This is a genomic window from Nocardiopsis sediminis (assembly GCF_042650565.1).
Taxonomy (GTDB): Bacteria; Actinomycetota; Actinomycetes; order Streptosporangiales; family Streptosporangiaceae; genus Nocardiopsis_B; species Nocardiopsis_B sediminis.
On sequence record NZ_JBHSBH010000012.1, the window covers coordinates 43,523 to 58,840 of the forward strand.

Here is a 15,318-nt window from a genome sequence, read left to right on the forward strand (position 1 = left end):
CGCTCATCCACCGGTTATCCACGGTTCGCCCACAGGCGCCGGGGACGCGACGCGGACCGGCCGGGTCCCCCGCCCACAGGCCACCCACAGGTTGTCCACCGTTTCGGGGCGGTTATCCGCAGGGTTATCCACGGGTTGTCCACAGAAAAACGGCCCGGCCTGGGGATAACTCCGCCGGGCCGGGCCGAAAAAAAGGTCCTCAGATATTTTTCGACTGCTGTTTGATCCGGTTTGTCAGCTCGGTCACCTGGTTGTAGATGGACCGGCGTTCGGCCATGAGCGACCGGATCTTGCGGTCGGCGTGCATCACCGTGGTGTGGTCCCTGCCACCGAACTGCTGGCCGATCTTGGGCAGCGACAGGTCGGTGAGCTCGCGGCACAGGTACATCGCGATCTGCCGGGCGGTCACCAGCACCCGCGAGCGCGATGTGCCGCACAGGTCCTCGGTGCTCAGCCCGAAGTAGGACGCGGTCTGGGCCATGATCGCCGAGGCGGTGATCTCGGGCCCTTCGTCATCGGGGATCAGGTCCTTCAGGACGATCCCCGTGAGGTGCAGGTCCACCGACTGCCGGTTCAGGCTGGCGAAGGCGGTCACGCGGATGAGCGCGCCCTCGAGCTCGCGGATGTTGGTGGAGATCTTGCTCGCGATGAACTCCAGGACCTCCGGCGGCGCGGCCAGCCCCTCCTGGGCGGCCTTCTTGCGCAGGATGGCGATCCGGGTCTCGAGCTCGGGGGGCTGGACGTCGGTGATGAGCCCCCACTCGAACCGGTTGCGCAGCCGGTCCTCCAGGGTGACCAGCTGCTTGGGCGGCCGGTCGCTGGAGATCACGATCTGCTTGTTGGAGTTGTGCAGCGTATTGAAGGTGTGGAAGAACTCCTCCTGCGTCTGCTCCTTGTTCTCCAGGAACTGGATGTCGTCGACCAGGAGGACGTCGATGTCGCGGTAGCGGCGGCGGAAGCCGTCGGCCTTGCCGTCGCGGATCGAGTTGATGAACTCGTTCGTGAACTCCTCGGAACTGACGTAGCGCACCCGCGCGCCGTCGTAGAGGCGCTGGGCGTAGTGGCCGATGGCGTGCAGCAGGTGGGTCTTGCCCAGCCCCGAGCCGCCGTAGATGAACAACGGGTTGTAGGCCTTGGCCGGCGCCTCGGCGACCGCGACCGCGGCGGCGTGCGCGAACCGGTTGCTGGACCCGATGACGAAGGTGTCGAAGGTGTACTTCGGGTTCAGCCGCGCGGGCTCGGTGGCGGCGTGGGGCCGGTCCGCGGCCGCACCCGACGGGTCAGGGGCGCCGGGCGGAGGGGTCGCCGGCGCCGCACCCGCGCCGGGGGAGTCGGGCGGGGCGACCGGGCCGGGCCCGGGCTCGCCGTGGTCGGGTGCGCCGGGAGCGTGGCCGGCCCCGGGGTGCGGGGGCGGCGGGGTGTCCCACGAGGGCGTCTCCCACGACGGGGTCTCCCAGCGGTTGGGCGGGTCCCAGTGCCGGGGCTCCTGCCAGCCGCGGTAGGGGTCGTGACCGGCGCGCGGGGCGAGCAGGTCGTCGCCGGCGCCGCCGCGGCCGGCCTGCTGCTGGGGGTGGCCGGGGTGGGGCGGGTACCCGTGCCGGTCGCGATCGGCCGGGGCGGGCTCGCCCGGATGCTGCCGGTGCGCCGCGTGGTGATGGGGTGCCTCGCCGAACCGGTCGGCGGGCGGCGGCTCCACGGCCGCGGGCGCGGGTGCGGGTGCGGGCGCCGCGGGCAGGTCGTCGGGCGCGGCCGGCTGCCAGCCGTGCCCCGCTGGGGCGGGGGCCGGTGCGGGGGAGGGGGCCGGCGGGCCGTAGCCGCCGGGCTGCGGGGGTGCGGGCGGCGGGGCGGGCTGTACGACGGCGGGGTCGACGGTGACCGCGACCCGGATGTCGCGGCCCAGCTCGGCGGAGAGCGCCTGGCTGATGGCCGGGCGCAGCCGGGTCTCGAGGATCTCCTTGGCGAACTCGTTGGGGGCCGCGAGCAGGGCGGTGTCCTCGATCAGCCCCAGGGGCCGGGTCTGCGGCAGCCAGGCTCTCTGCTGCGGCGGCAGGGCGCTGTTGTCGAGGCTGTCCAGCACGCTCGACCACACCATTGCGAGGTTGACCTGTGCCTCAGACACGGTGACCTGCCATGGTTCGTCCCCTTCTCACGGTCGGCTGCTCCTGGCCCGGCGAACGGCCCCACGCGGTGCCGGACATCCCATTGTCCCGTCCGGCGGGGCGGGCGGGACACGTCGGGAAGCCGCGCTCACCACCTGTGCCCTGTGGGTAACCAGGGGTGTAATTGTGGACTGGGCTGTGTACGGTGTCGCGCCCGCGTGCGGGCTCTGGTTTCCTGGGTCCCAACGGGCTTCCACAACTTTCCGGCATCGTCCACATGTTGTGCACGGGCTTGTACACAGCCTGACAGAATCGCGCGACCGCGGTCGACTTATCCACAAATCCCTGGTCAGGGGCTGTGTGGAGGTCACCGGGCACGGTCGGTCACCGCCGCGGACGCACACATGGGGGAGCAGAACGAGGTTCCGTGGTTATCCACAGCTTAGGGGTGGCCGGGGACCGTACACAGCCTGTGGAGGACGTGTTGTCCACAGGCCGGCTTTTCTGTGGACGGTAGGATCCGGGCCGCACCGGCCGGGCCGCAGCGATTTGACCGCGGTCCGGGCAGCCCGTATGTTCTTTATGCTTTAGTCGCTATCCGTCTGTGCACCGGTCTTGCGGGCGCGGTGCGGGTAGGCGGGCGGGTGATGTCCTCCGACGTTCCCGTGACGTCGACGAGCGCAGACACACCTGGGCCCCGCGCCGGCGGGGCCGTGCCGTACTTTTCTGACACGCCTCTGGAGCCGAGCAGTGAGCAAGCGTACTTTCCAGCCGAACAACCGCCGTCGCGCGAAGGTCCACGGGTTCCGGCTGCGCATGCGGACCCGTGCTGGACGCGCGATCGTCGCCGCGCGCCGGAGCAAGGGGCGCGTGCGGCTGACCGTGAGCCAGTAGCCGCGGCGAATCGATCGTTGACGTTTGGGCCGGCTGCCTGCTTCGGCGGCCGGCCCTCTTCTCATGTTCGGGGGCCCCTCCGATGTTGTCGCCTCAGAACCGCATGCGGCGCAGCACCGAGTTCGGCCTCGTCATGCGCACGGGCCGGCGGGCCGGGCGCGACGCGCTCGGCGTCGTCTACGCCCCGCCCCCGCCGGCCGGGGCGGGCCCCGGCCATGGGGCGCCGCGTGTGGGGTTCGTGGTGAGCAAGGCGGTCGGCAACGCGGTGGTCCGCAAGCGCGTCCAGCGACGGCTGCGCCACCTGATGCGCGATCGGCTGTCCTCCCTGCCTGAAGGTAGCCTGCTGGTAGTGCGGGCCAGACCCCTGGCCGCGTCTCTGCGGTACGACACGCTGGCCGCGCAGCTCGACGGTGCTCTCGCTTCGGCGATGCGCCCCCGGAAGAACGCGACACGCCGTCGCCGGGGGCCCGGCGCATCCGGCGGTGCGCGGTCCGGCGAGGAGCAGGCGGATCGATGAGCGATGACAGACCCACCCCGGCGGCGCGGCTGCTGACGGTGCCCATCCGCGGGTACCAGCGGTTCATCAGCCCCCTGTTCCCGCCGGTGTGCCGGTTCTACCCCTCGTGCAGTGCCTATGCGGTGCAGGCGCTCGCGGTCCACGGGGCGTCCCGGGGGCTGTGGCTGACCGTCCGGAGGATCGCCCGCTGCCATCCGTTCCATCCGGGCGGACTGGATCCGGTCCCGCCCCGGAGGGGCGAGCGCGACGGGGAAGCGAATGACCCGGGCCGAGGGGCAGATGGCGATGTCGTTTCCCCGTCCGACGGCCTGTAGCGAATCGAAGTAAGAGGGAGTTGGCCGGTGCTGGACTGGCTTTACAACATCGTCGGCTGGGTGCTGATCCAGATCCACACGGGTCTGACCGCTCTGGGGCTGGATCCTGATAGCGGCTGGGCGTGGGGCCTGTCCATCGTCACCCTGACCGTTCTCGTGCGGCTCATCATGGTCCCGCTGTTCGTGAAGCAGATGCACACGCAGCGCAAGATGCAGGACATGCAGCCGCAGATGCAGAAGGTGCGCGAGCGCTACAAGCACGACAAGCAGCGCCAGCAGCAGGAGATGATGAAGCTCTACCAGGAGAGCGGCACCAACCCCGTCATGGGGTGCCTGCCCCTCCTGTTGCAGATGCCGGTCTTCTTCGCCCTCTTCAGCGTGCTGCGCAGCGTCGCCCAGGGCCAGGTGCAGTACGGCTTCACCGATCAGCTGGTGGCCAGCGCGCAGGGGGCGCTGATCTTCCACGCTCCGCTGGCCGCGCAGTTCACCAGCTCCACCCAGGAGCTCGCGCAGTACGGCGCCGACCCGATGATGGCCAAGGTCGTCATCGTCATCGCCTGCGTGATCATGGGTGCGACCACCTTCCTGACCATGCGGCAGAGCATCAAGCGCAGCTCGATGTCGATGCAGTCCGTGCAGATGGCGGACAACCCGATGATGCAGTCGCAGAAGATCATGATGTACATGGCGCCGGCCTTCGGCCTCTTCGGCCTGGGCATGCCCATCGGCGTGTTGATCTACTGGGTGACCTCCAACGTCTGGACGATGGGACAGCAGCACTTCCTGTACCGCAAGCACCCGGTGCCCGGCGAAGGCGGCGAGTCCGCGGCGCGGACGTCGCCGAACGGATCGGCGAAGGGTCTGCTCGGCAAGCGCAAGGAGTCCGCGCCGGAACCGGTCGAACAGCCTAAGATCGAGCGTAGGCAGCCGAAGAAGCAGTCGCGGGCCAAGCGCTCCGGCGGCAACCCGCAGAAGTAGGGCTTTCGGGGGTATCGGATGCGTGCGCAGGCGCCAGCCCTGGAAGCGCACGACCGGGCACCATCTCAGACGTTAGGAGACAGCTCGCTGTGAGCAGCAACACCGAGGACGCGGAGGACACCCGCGGCAGTGTCGCGGTCGCGGAGGCACCCGAGGATCGCGAGGCCGAGCCGGAGGGCGGCGTCGACCTGGAGGCCCTCGAAGCCGAGGGCGACATCGCGGCCGACTACATCGAGGGACTGCTCGACATCGCCGACTTCGACGGCGACATCGACATGGACGTCGAAGGCGACCGCGCGATGGTCGCCGTCGTGGGCGCGACCCTCGACGACCTCATCGGCGACAAGGGCGAGGTGCTGGAGGCGCTCCAGGAGCTCACCCGCCTCGCGGTGCACCGCAGCACCGGCAACCGCAGCCGGCTGATGCTCGACATCGGCGGGTACCGGGAGGGCCGTCGCAAGACGCTCACGCGCCTCGGTGCCGAAGCGGCCGAGGACGTGAAGAAGTCCGGTGAGGTGAAGCCCCTCGCTCCGATGACGCCCTTCGAGCGCAAGGTCGTCCACGATGCCGTGGCGGCGGCAGGGTTGCGGAGTGAGTCCGAGGGCGAGGAGCCCAACCGCTACGTCGTGGTCCACCCGGCCGACTGACCGGATCCGATGCGCACGGAGCTGTGCAACGGCGGGTAGATCACGGAGAAGTCCGTTTCCGGTTGAAACTGTGGCTCATGTTTCACGTGAAACGGCGGCGCACGAACGAATGGGCGCCCCCCACACATAGGATCGTGGGGGGCGCTTTCGTATGTCTCCCCCCGGCTTTCCCTGAGTGGTTTCGGCGACTCATCGAGAAGTCGACCTAGTGATACGCGCATGAAATGGCCAAGGTGGTGACTGATGACCGCGGGTGCTGACCGGCGTGTGGCACCGCCCGAACAGGCGAGGGTGCTGTTCGCCGACGCCCTGCCCCGAGTCGTCCGCTACGCGGACTTGCTGGCCGACGCCGGCGTGGAGCGCGGGCTGATCGGTCCGCGGGAGGTGCCGCGCCTGTGGGAGCGGCACCTGATGAACTGCGCCGTCGTCGAGGAATTGATCCCCGAAGGCTCTGATGTCGTGGACATCGGATCGGGGGCGGGTCTCCCCGGCGTCGTGCTGGGGCTGATGCGCCCGGACCTTACGGTGACGCTGCTGGAGCCGCTGCTGCGCCGCACGGTGTTCCTGCGGGAGTGTGTCGACCTGCTGGAGCTGGAGAACGTCACCGTACTCCGCGGCCGGGCCGAAGAAGTGAAGGCGGAGCTGCGGGCCGACATCGTGACCGCGCGGGCGGTGGCCCCGCTTCCGCGCCTCGCGGGGTGGGCGTTGCCATTGCTGCGCAAGGGAGGGAGCCTGCTCGCCCTCAAGGGAGAGCAGGCGGAGAGCGAGTTGGCGGAGTCGCGGGACGATTTGTCGGCACTACGTCCCTGCGTCGCCGATGTGATTCGGGTTGGGCGCGGTAAGGTCGAACCCGCTACCACGGTCGTTCGCGTCACGGTCACATCCGAGAGCGACCATGCCACTCAGCCCAGGACGCGACGTGCGCCGGGCGGCAGGAAAAAGCGCGGACGGAAGAGGTGAACTCATTCGTGTCCCAGAACCAGGCTGACAGCGTCGGTGCTTCGGTTTCACGTGAAACATCGTCGTGGGCGGACACCGATATCGATGTGATGGCGCCCCCTGCCGATCTCGATGTCGGACTCGATACGCCGATCGCGCGTGCGGCACGCGCGGCGATGTCGGTACGCGGCCACGGCGACGACTCATGGCCACGCCCCGCTGAGTGCCGCATCATCAGCGTCGCCAACCAGAAGGGCGGGGTGGGCAAGACGACCACCACCGTCAACATCGCCGCCTCGCTGGCGATGCACGGCAACCGCGTCCTCGTTGTCGACCTCGATCCCCAGGGCAACGCGTCCACGGCCTTGGGGATGGAGCGCGGCACCGATGCCCGTTCCATCTACCACTGCCTGGTGGAGGACGAGGAGATCCGCGACCTCGCGCGCCCGGTTCCCGATATCGAGAACCTGTGGTGCGTCCCCGCCACGATCGACCTCGCCGGCGCGGAGATCGAGCTCGTCTCCCTGGTGGCCCGGGAATCCCGGCTCAAGCGCGCCTTCGCCGCCTATGACGTCAGCGGGCTGGACTACATCTTCATCGACTGCCCCCCGTCCCTCGGGCTGCTCACCGTCAACGCGATGGTCGCCTGCGACGAGGTACTGATCCCGATCCAGTGCGAGTACTACGCGCTGGAGGGGCTCGGCCAGCTGCTGCGCAACGTCGACCTCGTGAAGTCCCACCTCAACCCGTCGCTGGAGATCTCCACCATCCTGCTGACGATGTACGACGGCCGCACCCGGCTCGCTTCACAGGTTGCGGATGAAGTACGCCAGCACTTCGGAGATCTGGTACTCAAGACATTGGTGCCGCGGAGCGTCCGTGTCTCCGAGGCGCCGAGCTATGGGCAGTCCGTCATGACCTACGATCCCGGGTCCACCGGCGCCGTCGCCTACATGGAGTCGGCCCGCGAGATCGCGTACCGGGCGAAGACGGGTGTCCGGACCTGAACACGGGACGTGAAGGGAGACGTCGGTGAGCCAGCAGCGGCGCGGGCTGGGCAAGGGGTTGGGCGCCCTCATTCCGCAGGGCCCCAGCGTGAGCGGTGGGGAAGGGACGGCGGCGCCCGCGACAGCGGAACGCGCCCCTGAACCGGTCGGTGGCGCCTATCTGGAGGAGATCGACGTCGGGTCGGTCGCCCCCAACCCCCGGCAGCCGCGCCAGCACTTCGACGAAGAGGCGCTCGAGGAGCTGCGCGCCTCCATCTCCGAGGTCGGCCTGCTCCAGCCGATCGTGGTGCGCAAGAACGGCCCCGACCGCTACGAGCTCATCATGGGCGAGCGGCGGTGGCGCGCCAGCAAGGAGGTCGGCCTCGACCGCATCCCCGCGATCGTGCGGGAGACCGGCGACGACGACCTGCTGCGCGATGCCCTCCTGGAGAACCTGCACCGCCAGCAGCTCAACCCGCTGGAGGAGGCCGCCGCCTACCAGCAGCTGCTGGACGACTTCGGCGCCACGCACGACGAGCTCGCCAAGCGGATCGGCCGTTCGCGCCCGCACATCACCAACACCCTCCGGCTGCTCAACCTCTCGCCCTCGGTGCAGCGCCGCGTCGCCGCGGGCGTGCTGAGCGCGGGGCACGCGCGGGCGCTGCTGTCGGTCGACGACTCCGAGACCCAGGACCGCCTCGCGCGCCGCATCGTCGAGGAGGGGCTGTCGGTCCGGGCGCTGGAGGAGATCATCACCCTGGGCGAGACCGGCGACGCGCGTACGGCCGCCCGTCGCAGCGCCGCCCGCTCGGCCCCGTCGCCGGAGATCGACGAATGGGCGAGCCGGCTGTCCGACGCCTTCGATACGCGGGTGAAGATCAACCAGGGGCGCAACAAGGGCAAGATCGTCGTCGAGTTCGCGACGATGGAGGACCTGGAGCGCATCATCTCTGCCATGGCGCCGGGCGCCACGCAGGACTGAGAGCCGGTGTCGGCGCGGTGCTGACCGCGCCGACACCGGACGGCAGGGCGCTAAGAGAACGGCAATGGTGATCCGTCGGCAAAGCGACACCGCGGCATGTCGACATAGTGCCGCCCCGGCGGCTCCTGTGGCCCAGTGGGGCACTACAAGCGGGACAGCCTGAGCCGCGCCTTGTTACTTGTTTCACGTGAAACAGCACGCAGCGAACGACCCCTCCGACCGGTCCGGCGCCGACGTCACTGCGAGCACGACGACGACCGATCACAAACGAAGGCCCCGGGATCGCGATCCCGGGGCCTTCGTTTGTGGAGCGCGGCGGATCAGATGAACTCCGCGAGGTCCTTCTCCAGAAGGCGCTTGGGCTTGGCGCCCATGATCTGCTTGACGACCTCACCGTCCTTGAAGACGTTCATGGTCGGGATCTGCATGACGCCGTACTCGCGGGTGATGTTGGGGTTCTCGTCGGTGTTGAGCTTGACGATCTTCAGCTTGTCGCCGTGCTGGTCCGCGATCTCCTTCAGGATCGGGGCGATCTGCTTGCAGGGACCGCACCATTCGGCCCAGAAGTCGACCAGAACCGGCTTGTCGCTCTTCAGTACTTCAGCTTCGAAATTGGCGTCCGTCACCTTGGTCAGGTCGGCCATGGCGGTCTCCTCGTAGTCGGGTCGGTCGTGTGTTCAACGGGCGGAGCGGTCCGGGGACCGGGGATCAGTTGCCGAGTTCGGCGAGGTGGCGCTCGGCGTCCAGGGACGCGGCGCAGCCGGTGCCGGCGGCGGTGATGGCCTGGCGGTAGCTGTGGTCGACGACGTCGCCGCAGGCGAAGACGCCGGGGATGTTGGTCTTGGTGGTGGGGGAGTCCACGGCGAGGTAGCCCTCGGAGTCGAGGTCGAGCTGGCCCTCGAACAGCTCCACGCGGGGGTCGTGGCCGATGGCGATGAACAGCCCGGTGACGTCCAGGCCGCTCTCCTCGCCGGTCACGGTGTCGCGCAGCCGCACCGACTGCACCTTGGTGTCGCCCAGGACCTCGACGACCTCGGTGTTCCAGAGGAACTTGATCTTGTCGTTGGCGCGTGCGCGGTCCTGCATGATCTTGCTGGCGCGGAGCTCGTCGCGGCGGTGGATGACGGTCACCGAGCGCGCGAACCGGGTGAGGAACGTGGCCTCCTCCATGGCGGTGTCGCCGCCGCCCACGACCGCGATGTCCTGGTCGCGGAAGAAGAAGCCGTCGCAGGTGGCGCACCACGAGGTGCCGCGCCCGGAGAACCGCTCCTCGCCGGGGACGTTGAGCTTGCGGTAACCGGACCCGGTGGCCACGATCACGGTGTGCGCGAGGTAGGAGTCGTCGCCCACCTTCACGACCTTGGGGGTGGCCGCGAGGTCGACCTCGGTGACGTCGTCGGCGATCAGCTCCGCGCCGAAGCGCTCGGCCTGCTTGCGCATGTTGTCCATGAGGTCGGGGCCCATGATCCCATCAGGGAAGCCGGGGAAGTTCTCGACCTCGGTGGTGTTCATCAGCGCGCCGCCCGCGGTGATCGACCCCTCGAAGACGAGCGGGCGCAACTCCGCGCGGGCCGCGTACACGGCCGCGGTATAGCCCGCGGGCCCCGATCCGATGATGATTACGTTGCGGACGTCGCTCACGCTGGCCGGCCCTTCGGTTCACTCGGAGGGTCGCATCGACCCTCGGGGGAAGTCGTCTCTACCAACAGATGGTAGGCGCGACCCATTCCCGGTGAGCCGAAGGGCCGGGTGCTGTCTTCCGCACCCGGCCCTTCCGCCTGCGCCGTTCTATTCGGGCGCGGGGACCGTGGTCTCGGCGAGGATGTGGTCGGCGGGGTCGCCGGAGCCGGTGCAGTCGGCGGAGACCACGACGACGTCGTAGGCCCCCGCGGACTCGCCGTCGGGGCCGGTCGCGATGTACATCACCCACGCGTCCTCAGGGGCGGAGTCGTCGCCCGGGGGCAGGAACTGCGCGACGTCGATCAGCGCGGGCCGCTCCTCGCCCTCCGCGGAGAGGCTGTGGACGCACGAGGCGACCTCGGAGGGCACGGCCGAGGGTTCGGCCTGGCTCATCGGGTCCGACCCGCCAGAATCGCTCTCAGGGGCTTCCGCGGCACCCACGGAGCCGGTACCGGAGTCGGCGAGGACACCGGACGCCTGGTCGGCGAGGTCGTCGTCGGTGTAGCCGGTGCCGGTCTCGAGCATGAGCGGGCGGTAGGGCGGCGCCGCGTCGGGTCCGGTCTGGTCGGCGGTGCCGTTGTCCGGGGCGGCCGCGGTGGGCGTGCTCGCATCGGGGGCCAGCGCACCGCGCACGATGGCGGCACCCCCGCCGATCACGACGACCGCGGCGGCGGCGCCCGCGAGATAGGGCAGCCAGCGGCCGGAGCCCAGCCGCGAGCGCAGCGAGACCACGTTGCCGCCCGCGGCAGCGGGGGCCGTGGGCACCGGGACCGCTCCCGAGAGGCGGTCGCGGCGGGTGTCGGCTTCGGCGCGCAGGGCCTCGTCGAGACGGGCGGCGACGGTGTCCGGCAGTGGGGGGGCCGGCACCTCCGCCAGAATCCGCGAGACCCCGGCCAACTCCGTCAGTTGCTCCGCGCATTCGGCGCATTCGGCCACGTGTTGTCGGACGGAGCGCTCTTCCTGGTCCTCTAGGAGCCCTTCGGCCGACAAGGCGAGAGTGTCCGCGTCCACATGAGACGTCACGATCTCCTGTCACCTCCTCTCGGGGATGTGACGTCCCGGGAGCGTTCAGGGTTCCTCAGATGGGCCAGATATGGCAGAAGTCGCGCCCGCCCTCGGGCGCAGCGGCTCTTGACCGTGCCCGATGCGACGTCGAGGATTTCGGCGGCCTCGTCGACCCGGTAGCCCATCATGTCGACGAGGACGAGGGCCAGGCGCTGCTCTGCGGGCAGCCGGGCGAGTGCGGCGTGCACGTCCATGGCGGAGTCGCTGCGCCCGGTGGGATCGGGGGTGATCCCCTTGGCGCGCTCGTTGGAGAGCACGTCGAGGGTGGCGTCGTCCGTGGGAACGGCGGGGCGCACCATCTTGCGGCGCATGCGGTCGTGGCAGGCGTTGATGACGATGCGGTGCAGCCAGGTGCTGACCTGGGCCTCGCCGCGGAACCGGTGGGCGCCGCGGAACGCGGACAGGAAGGCGTCCTGGAGGGCGTCGGAGGCCTCCTCGGAATCGCCGAGGACGCGGATCGCGACAGCCCACATGCGCTCGCGGTGGCGGCGCACGAGTTCCCCGAACGCCTGATCGTCACCTTGAGCGTGCCTGGACAACAACTCCTTGTCGGGGAGTTCCTGAACCGCGTCCATCACCGTTGTCACGTTTTCCCGCGCAGCTCGACCTCGTTGATGATCCCCCGGTAGCCGTCGCCGTCCTGGGGCACGTCAGTGAACCATATGACGACATAGCGACCCTCGGCCGGGTCCGCCAGCTTAACGTCGATTTCGCCGCTGACGCCGCTCTCGGCCGCAACGCTTTCGAGTTGTGACATCTCAGGTGCGTCACCGACCAGGATCTCGACCTCGTGCGGGCCGGATCCGAGGCCGATTGTGGCCTCGTGGAGCTCGGCGGGTTCGCCCATGTCGAGGATCAGGCCGACGCCGCTCTTGAGGTTGCCGAACCGCGGCCCCTGGTAGGTCTGGGTGTTCCACGCGGTCGAGGGGTCGCCGTCGATGGCATTTGGGGCGCGGTCGTTGTGCTCGCCGTCGCTGCCCTCGGGGTCGAAGCCGTCGGCCCCGGCGGGTTCGAGGACCGTGAGCTCATCGGCTTCGGGGGCGTCGTCGCCGGCCGCCGGCGGTTCGGGGTCGTCGCCCCCGCTCATGCTGCTGCCGACGTTCCAGGCGAGGATCACGACGACCACGAACACGAGCGCGCCGATCACCCCGATGAGGGTGCGGATCACCCGCGACGACCCGACACCGGAGCCGTCTGCGTGGCCCGGGGGCCGGTAGGCCCGGCGCGAGGGCGGCGCGGGCGCCGCGGGCTGCGCGCCGAACTCACCGGTCTCGCGCGAGGTGCCCCGCTCGGGTTCGGGCGGGGCCGGGGTGTGCGGGGCGAGCGGGATGGGCACCAGCCGCGGCACGTCGGCCAGGGCGTCGGCGATCTCCCGGGCGCTGGTCAGCGGACCGCCGCGCATCGGGGTCTGGAACGCCGCACGGCACACGATCTCGTTGAGGCGCTCGGGGATGCCGGCCCGGATCTGGCCGGGCTGGCAGGGCCGGCCGGAGACGACCGGCGCGGGGCGCAGGCCGCTCTGGGGGCCGTCGGGCCAATGGGCGGTCAGGGCGGCGTAGAGCAGCTTGCCGAGCCCTTGGGCGTCGTGGCAGGCGGGGTCGGGGGAGGTGATCCCGTGCAGGGCGGCGTCGACGCCGATCCCGGTGACCTTGACCGCGCCCCCGACGCTCCACATGAGCTTTCCCGGGGTCAGGTGCAGGTGGTAGAGCCCCGTGGCGTGCGCGGTGGCCAGGGTCTCGGCGGCCTCGGCGACCAGGCCGGCGGCGCGGTCGGGTTCGAGCGGTCCCTGCGCGAGCAGGTCGGTCAGCGACTGGCCGACGACCCATTCCTCGACGACGTAGGCCGTGGGCCCGCTGTCGTCGGCGTCGAAGACCTGGGTGACACGGGAGTCGGCCACGCGGCTGGTGGCACGGGCGGCCCGCACGACCTCGGCGGTGCGGGGGAAGCCTTCGGCGAACGTCCAGACGGCGACCAGCCGGGCCAGGGTTTCGTCGGTGGCCTTCCAGAGTGTGGCGCCGCCGGTTTCGCTCACGAGTTCGTCGAGCCGGTAGCGGCCCGCGAGCCGTGCGCCGGGCTCAATCATGAAGGTGCTCATGCCGGGAGTGACGGACGCGGCGGCCGGACGGAGGGATCCGCGGTGCGACCCGCGCGCCGAGGGGAGCCCGGGGGGTGTCCGGCCATGTCGTCTGTCCCCAACCTCCCTTCGGGCAGCTCGGATAACACGGGTGTGGCGGCAGAGAACAGCTGTTCCATGCTAGGACGCCTGAGCGGCACCTCTGGAGGACAAGTACATCCGACTCGGCATGCATGGTGGTCCTTACGTCGATTACACTCGGTCACTCGGTCCAGGTGATCAGCGACGTAGCAGGCGACTCCGGACCATGTCCAGGAAAGTTGTGACTTCCGTCACGCCCATGCGCTTGGCGACCAGGATGAACAGCCCGGCTCCGACCAGGCCCCCCACGACCATGGCCAGCAGCGATGGCAGGACCGTACCCGGCAGCAGCCCGAAGGTCACGATCATCGCGACCCCGAACACCGCGCTGGGGATCGACGCCACGTGCAGCAGGGCCAGGGTCCGCAGCACGCGGCGGCCGTCGAGCCCGTTCATCCGCTTGCGCAGCCCCTGCCAGGCCAGGATCGAGCCGACGATGTAGTAGAGGCCGTAGGCCACCGGCAGCAGCACGACGATGAGCCCGGGCGGCGCCACGAACAGCAGCGAGATCGCCACCGTGGCGTGGGCGGCCTCAGCGGGCAGGGCGATGACCGACGGCGTCTTGGTGTCGCCCAGGGCGTAGTAGACCCGCATCAGCAGCTGGAACAGCGTGAACGGGATGAGCATCACCGAGAACACCATCAGGATCAGCCCGATGCTCTGGGCGTCGTGCACCGATGTGCTGCCCCGCGCGTAGATCAGCACGCAGAACGGGATCGCGAAGACGACCATCGCCACCGAGATCGGCACGATCAGCACCGCCGACAGCCGGAACCCGCGGGAGAAGTCCGACCGGACCAGGTCCTTGCGGCCGTCGGCGACGTGCGCGCTCATCCGCGGCAGCAGCGCCGTGATCACCGAGACGGCGATGATCGCGTAGGGGAGCTGGAACAGCATCGACGCGAACTGGTAGGCGGTGATGCCCGCTCCCGCAACGGACTCGCCCGCCTCGGCCGCCCGGACCCCGGCCCGGGTTGCGACGTTGGTGGTGACGAGCAGGCCGGCCTGCGCCACACCGATGTAGACCAGCATCCACGCGGCGGTGCGCATGGCCTCGCCGAGGCCGGAGCCGCGCAGGTCCAGCCTCGGGTGCCAGCGGAAGCCGGCGGCGAACAGCGCCCAGATGAGCACCACGCACTGGAGCACCTGCCCCACGGTCGTGCCGATGCCCAGCAGCGAGGTCTCGGCGTCGGTGATCGACTCCGGGGTGCTGCCCGGCCCGGCGATCACCAGGAACATCGCGCCGACCGCGATGATGACCAGGTTGTTCAGCACCGGCGCCCACATCGGGGCGCCGAAGTGGTTGCGGCTGTTCAGCATCGCGCTGGCGACGCCGCTCGCGCCGATGAAGAAGATCTGGCAGAGCATGAACCGCGCCAGCAGGGTGGCGACCTCGTGCTGCGCCTGGGTGAACTCCCCGGCGTAGATCCGGATCAGCCACTCCGCGGCGAAGACGGTGACCAGGGTCAGCGCGCCCAGCGCCAGCAGCGCCACCGTGAACAGCCGCTGCTCGGTGGCGGCGCCGCCGTCGGCGTCGGACTTCTTCCGCTTGACCAGGAAGGGGACGAACACGCTGGCCAGCAGGCCGCCGATCAGCAGGTCGTAGACCGCGAAGGGGACCATGTTCGCGGTCTGGTAGGCGTCGCCGAGGAGCTGGGTGCCCAGCGCCGCCGCCAGCACGATCGTCCGGATGAACCCGGTCGCGCGCGACACGACGGTGCCGATCGCCATGATCGCGCTGGACCGCATGAGGTCGGAGGGCGCGGCGTGGGCCGCACCGCCGATCTCGTTGCCCTCCTCACCCGGGCGGTCCGCGGTGCCGAGGTCCCCGATGTCGGAGGGGTCGCGCCTGGTGACCAGTCCGGCTTCGGGCTCGGTATCGGGTTCCGAGCGCTCGACGGCGTCGAGCACCTCCTCGGGGAGGAGGAGGCGTCTGTGCGGACGATCCTTGTTCTGGGGGTGGTCGTTCGGCACGGTTCTGACGATCTTCCTGTGATATGCG

General features: G+C 69.9%; 15 protein-coding genes. 8 read left to right on the forward strand and 7 right to left on the reverse strand.

Annotated features, from left to right (window positions below):
* Window positions 1-199: 199 nt before the first annotated feature.
* Window positions 200-2,119 carry a chromosomal replication initiator protein DnaA gene (gene dnaA, locus ACFOVU_RS18185; protein ID WP_378535218.1) on the reverse strand — a complete coding sequence of 640 codons (1,920 nt, stop codon included), beginning with the start codon at window positions 2,117-2,119 and terminating at the stop codon, window positions 200-202.
* 730 nt (window positions 2,120-2,849) lie between these two features.
* Here dnaA and rpmH point away from each other — a divergent pair.
* The 8 genes from rpmH to ACFOVU_RS18225 all read left to right on the forward strand — a co-directional run bounded on the left by rpmH (window position 2,850) and on the right by ACFOVU_RS18225 (window position 8,356).
* Entirely contained in the window at window positions 2,850-2,993 is a 144-nt protein-coding gene (rpmH, locus tag ACFOVU_RS18190) for a 50S ribosomal protein L34 (RefSeq protein ID WP_378535220.1), read from the forward strand.
* Window positions 2,994-3,075: 82 nt separating this feature from the next.
* Window positions 3,076-3,510 carry a ribonuclease P protein component gene (gene rnpA, locus ACFOVU_RS18195; RefSeq protein ID WP_378535222.1) on the forward strand — a complete coding sequence of 145 codons (435 nt, stop codon included), beginning with the start codon at window positions 3,076-3,078 and terminating at the stop codon, window positions 3,508-3,510.
* A complete protein-coding gene (gene yidD / locus ACFOVU_RS18200) occupies window positions 3,507-3,824 on the forward strand; it encodes a membrane protein insertion efficiency factor YidD (protein ID WP_378535224.1) in 318 nt (105 codons plus the stop codon). Before rnpA ends, yidD begins: the two co-directional genes overlap by 4 nt.
* A gap of 27 nt (window positions 3,825-3,851) precedes the next feature.
* Window positions 3,852-4,802 (forward strand): membrane protein insertase YidC, encoded by a 951-nt coding sequence (gene yidC / locus ACFOVU_RS18205; RefSeq protein ID WP_378535226.1) that lies wholly within the window; start codon window positions 3,852-3,854, stop codon window positions 4,800-4,802.
* An 89-nt stretch (window positions 4,803-4,891) separates the two neighbouring features.
* Window positions 4,892-5,449 carry a Jag family protein gene (locus tag ACFOVU_RS18210; RefSeq protein ID WP_378535228.1) on the forward strand — a complete coding sequence of 186 codons (558 nt, stop codon included), beginning with the start codon at window positions 4,892-4,894 and terminating at the stop codon, window positions 5,447-5,449.
* 243 nt (window positions 5,450-5,692) lie between these two features.
* Window positions 5,693-6,409, forward strand: a complete 717-nt coding sequence (gene rsmG, locus ACFOVU_RS18215) for a 16S rRNA (guanine(527)-N(7))-methyltransferase RsmG (protein ID WP_378535230.1) — start codon at window positions 5,693-5,695, stop codon at window positions 6,407-6,409.
* 155 nt (window positions 6,410-6,564) lie between these two features.
* Entirely contained in the window at window positions 6,565-7,395 is an 831-nt protein-coding gene (locus ACFOVU_RS18220) for a ParA family protein (protein ID WP_378535894.1), read from the forward strand.
* Between the two features lie 25 nt (window positions 7,396-7,420).
* Entirely contained in the window at window positions 7,421-8,356 is a 936-nt protein-coding gene (locus tag ACFOVU_RS18225; RefSeq protein ID WP_378535232.1) for a ParB/RepB/Spo0J family partition protein, read from the forward strand.
* A gap of 320 nt (window positions 8,357-8,676) precedes the next feature.
* Here the strand turns inward: ACFOVU_RS18225 and trxA are convergent, their stop codons facing one another.
* The 6 genes from trxA to murJ form a co-directional block, all read right to left on the reverse strand.
* Entirely contained in the window at window positions 8,677-9,000 is a 324-nt protein-coding gene (gene trxA / locus ACFOVU_RS18230; protein ID WP_378535233.1) for a thioredoxin, read from the reverse strand.
* A gap of 64 nt (window positions 9,001-9,064) precedes the next feature.
* Window positions 9,065-9,997, reverse strand: a complete 933-nt coding sequence (gene trxB / locus ACFOVU_RS18235) for a thioredoxin-disulfide reductase (protein WP_378535235.1) — start codon at window positions 9,995-9,997, stop codon at window positions 9,065-9,067.
* A gap of 147 nt (window positions 9,998-10,144) precedes the next feature.
* Window positions 10,145-11,047 carry a hypothetical protein gene (locus tag ACFOVU_RS18240; protein ID WP_378535237.1) on the reverse strand — a complete coding sequence of 301 codons (903 nt, stop codon included), beginning with the start codon at window positions 11,045-11,047 and terminating at the stop codon, window positions 10,145-10,147.
* Window positions 11,048-11,055: 8 nt separating this feature from the next.
* Window positions 11,056-11,676: an RNA polymerase sigma factor SigM gene (sigM, locus tag ACFOVU_RS18245; RefSeq protein WP_378535239.1), complete on the reverse strand. Its 621-nt coding sequence runs from the start codon at window positions 11,674-11,676 to the stop codon at window positions 11,056-11,058.
* 8 nt (window positions 11,677-11,684) lie between these two features.
* Window positions 11,685-13,196 (reverse strand): protein kinase family protein, encoded by a 1,512-nt coding sequence (locus tag ACFOVU_RS18250; protein ID WP_378535241.1) that lies wholly within the window; start codon window positions 13,194-13,196, stop codon window positions 11,685-11,687.
* Between the two features lie 258 nt (window positions 13,197-13,454).
* A complete protein-coding gene (gene murJ, locus ACFOVU_RS18255) occupies window positions 13,455-15,290 on the reverse strand; it encodes a murein biosynthesis integral membrane protein MurJ (protein ID WP_378535243.1) in 1,836 nt (611 codons plus the stop codon).
* Between the last annotated feature and the right edge of the window lie 28 nt (window positions 15,291-15,318).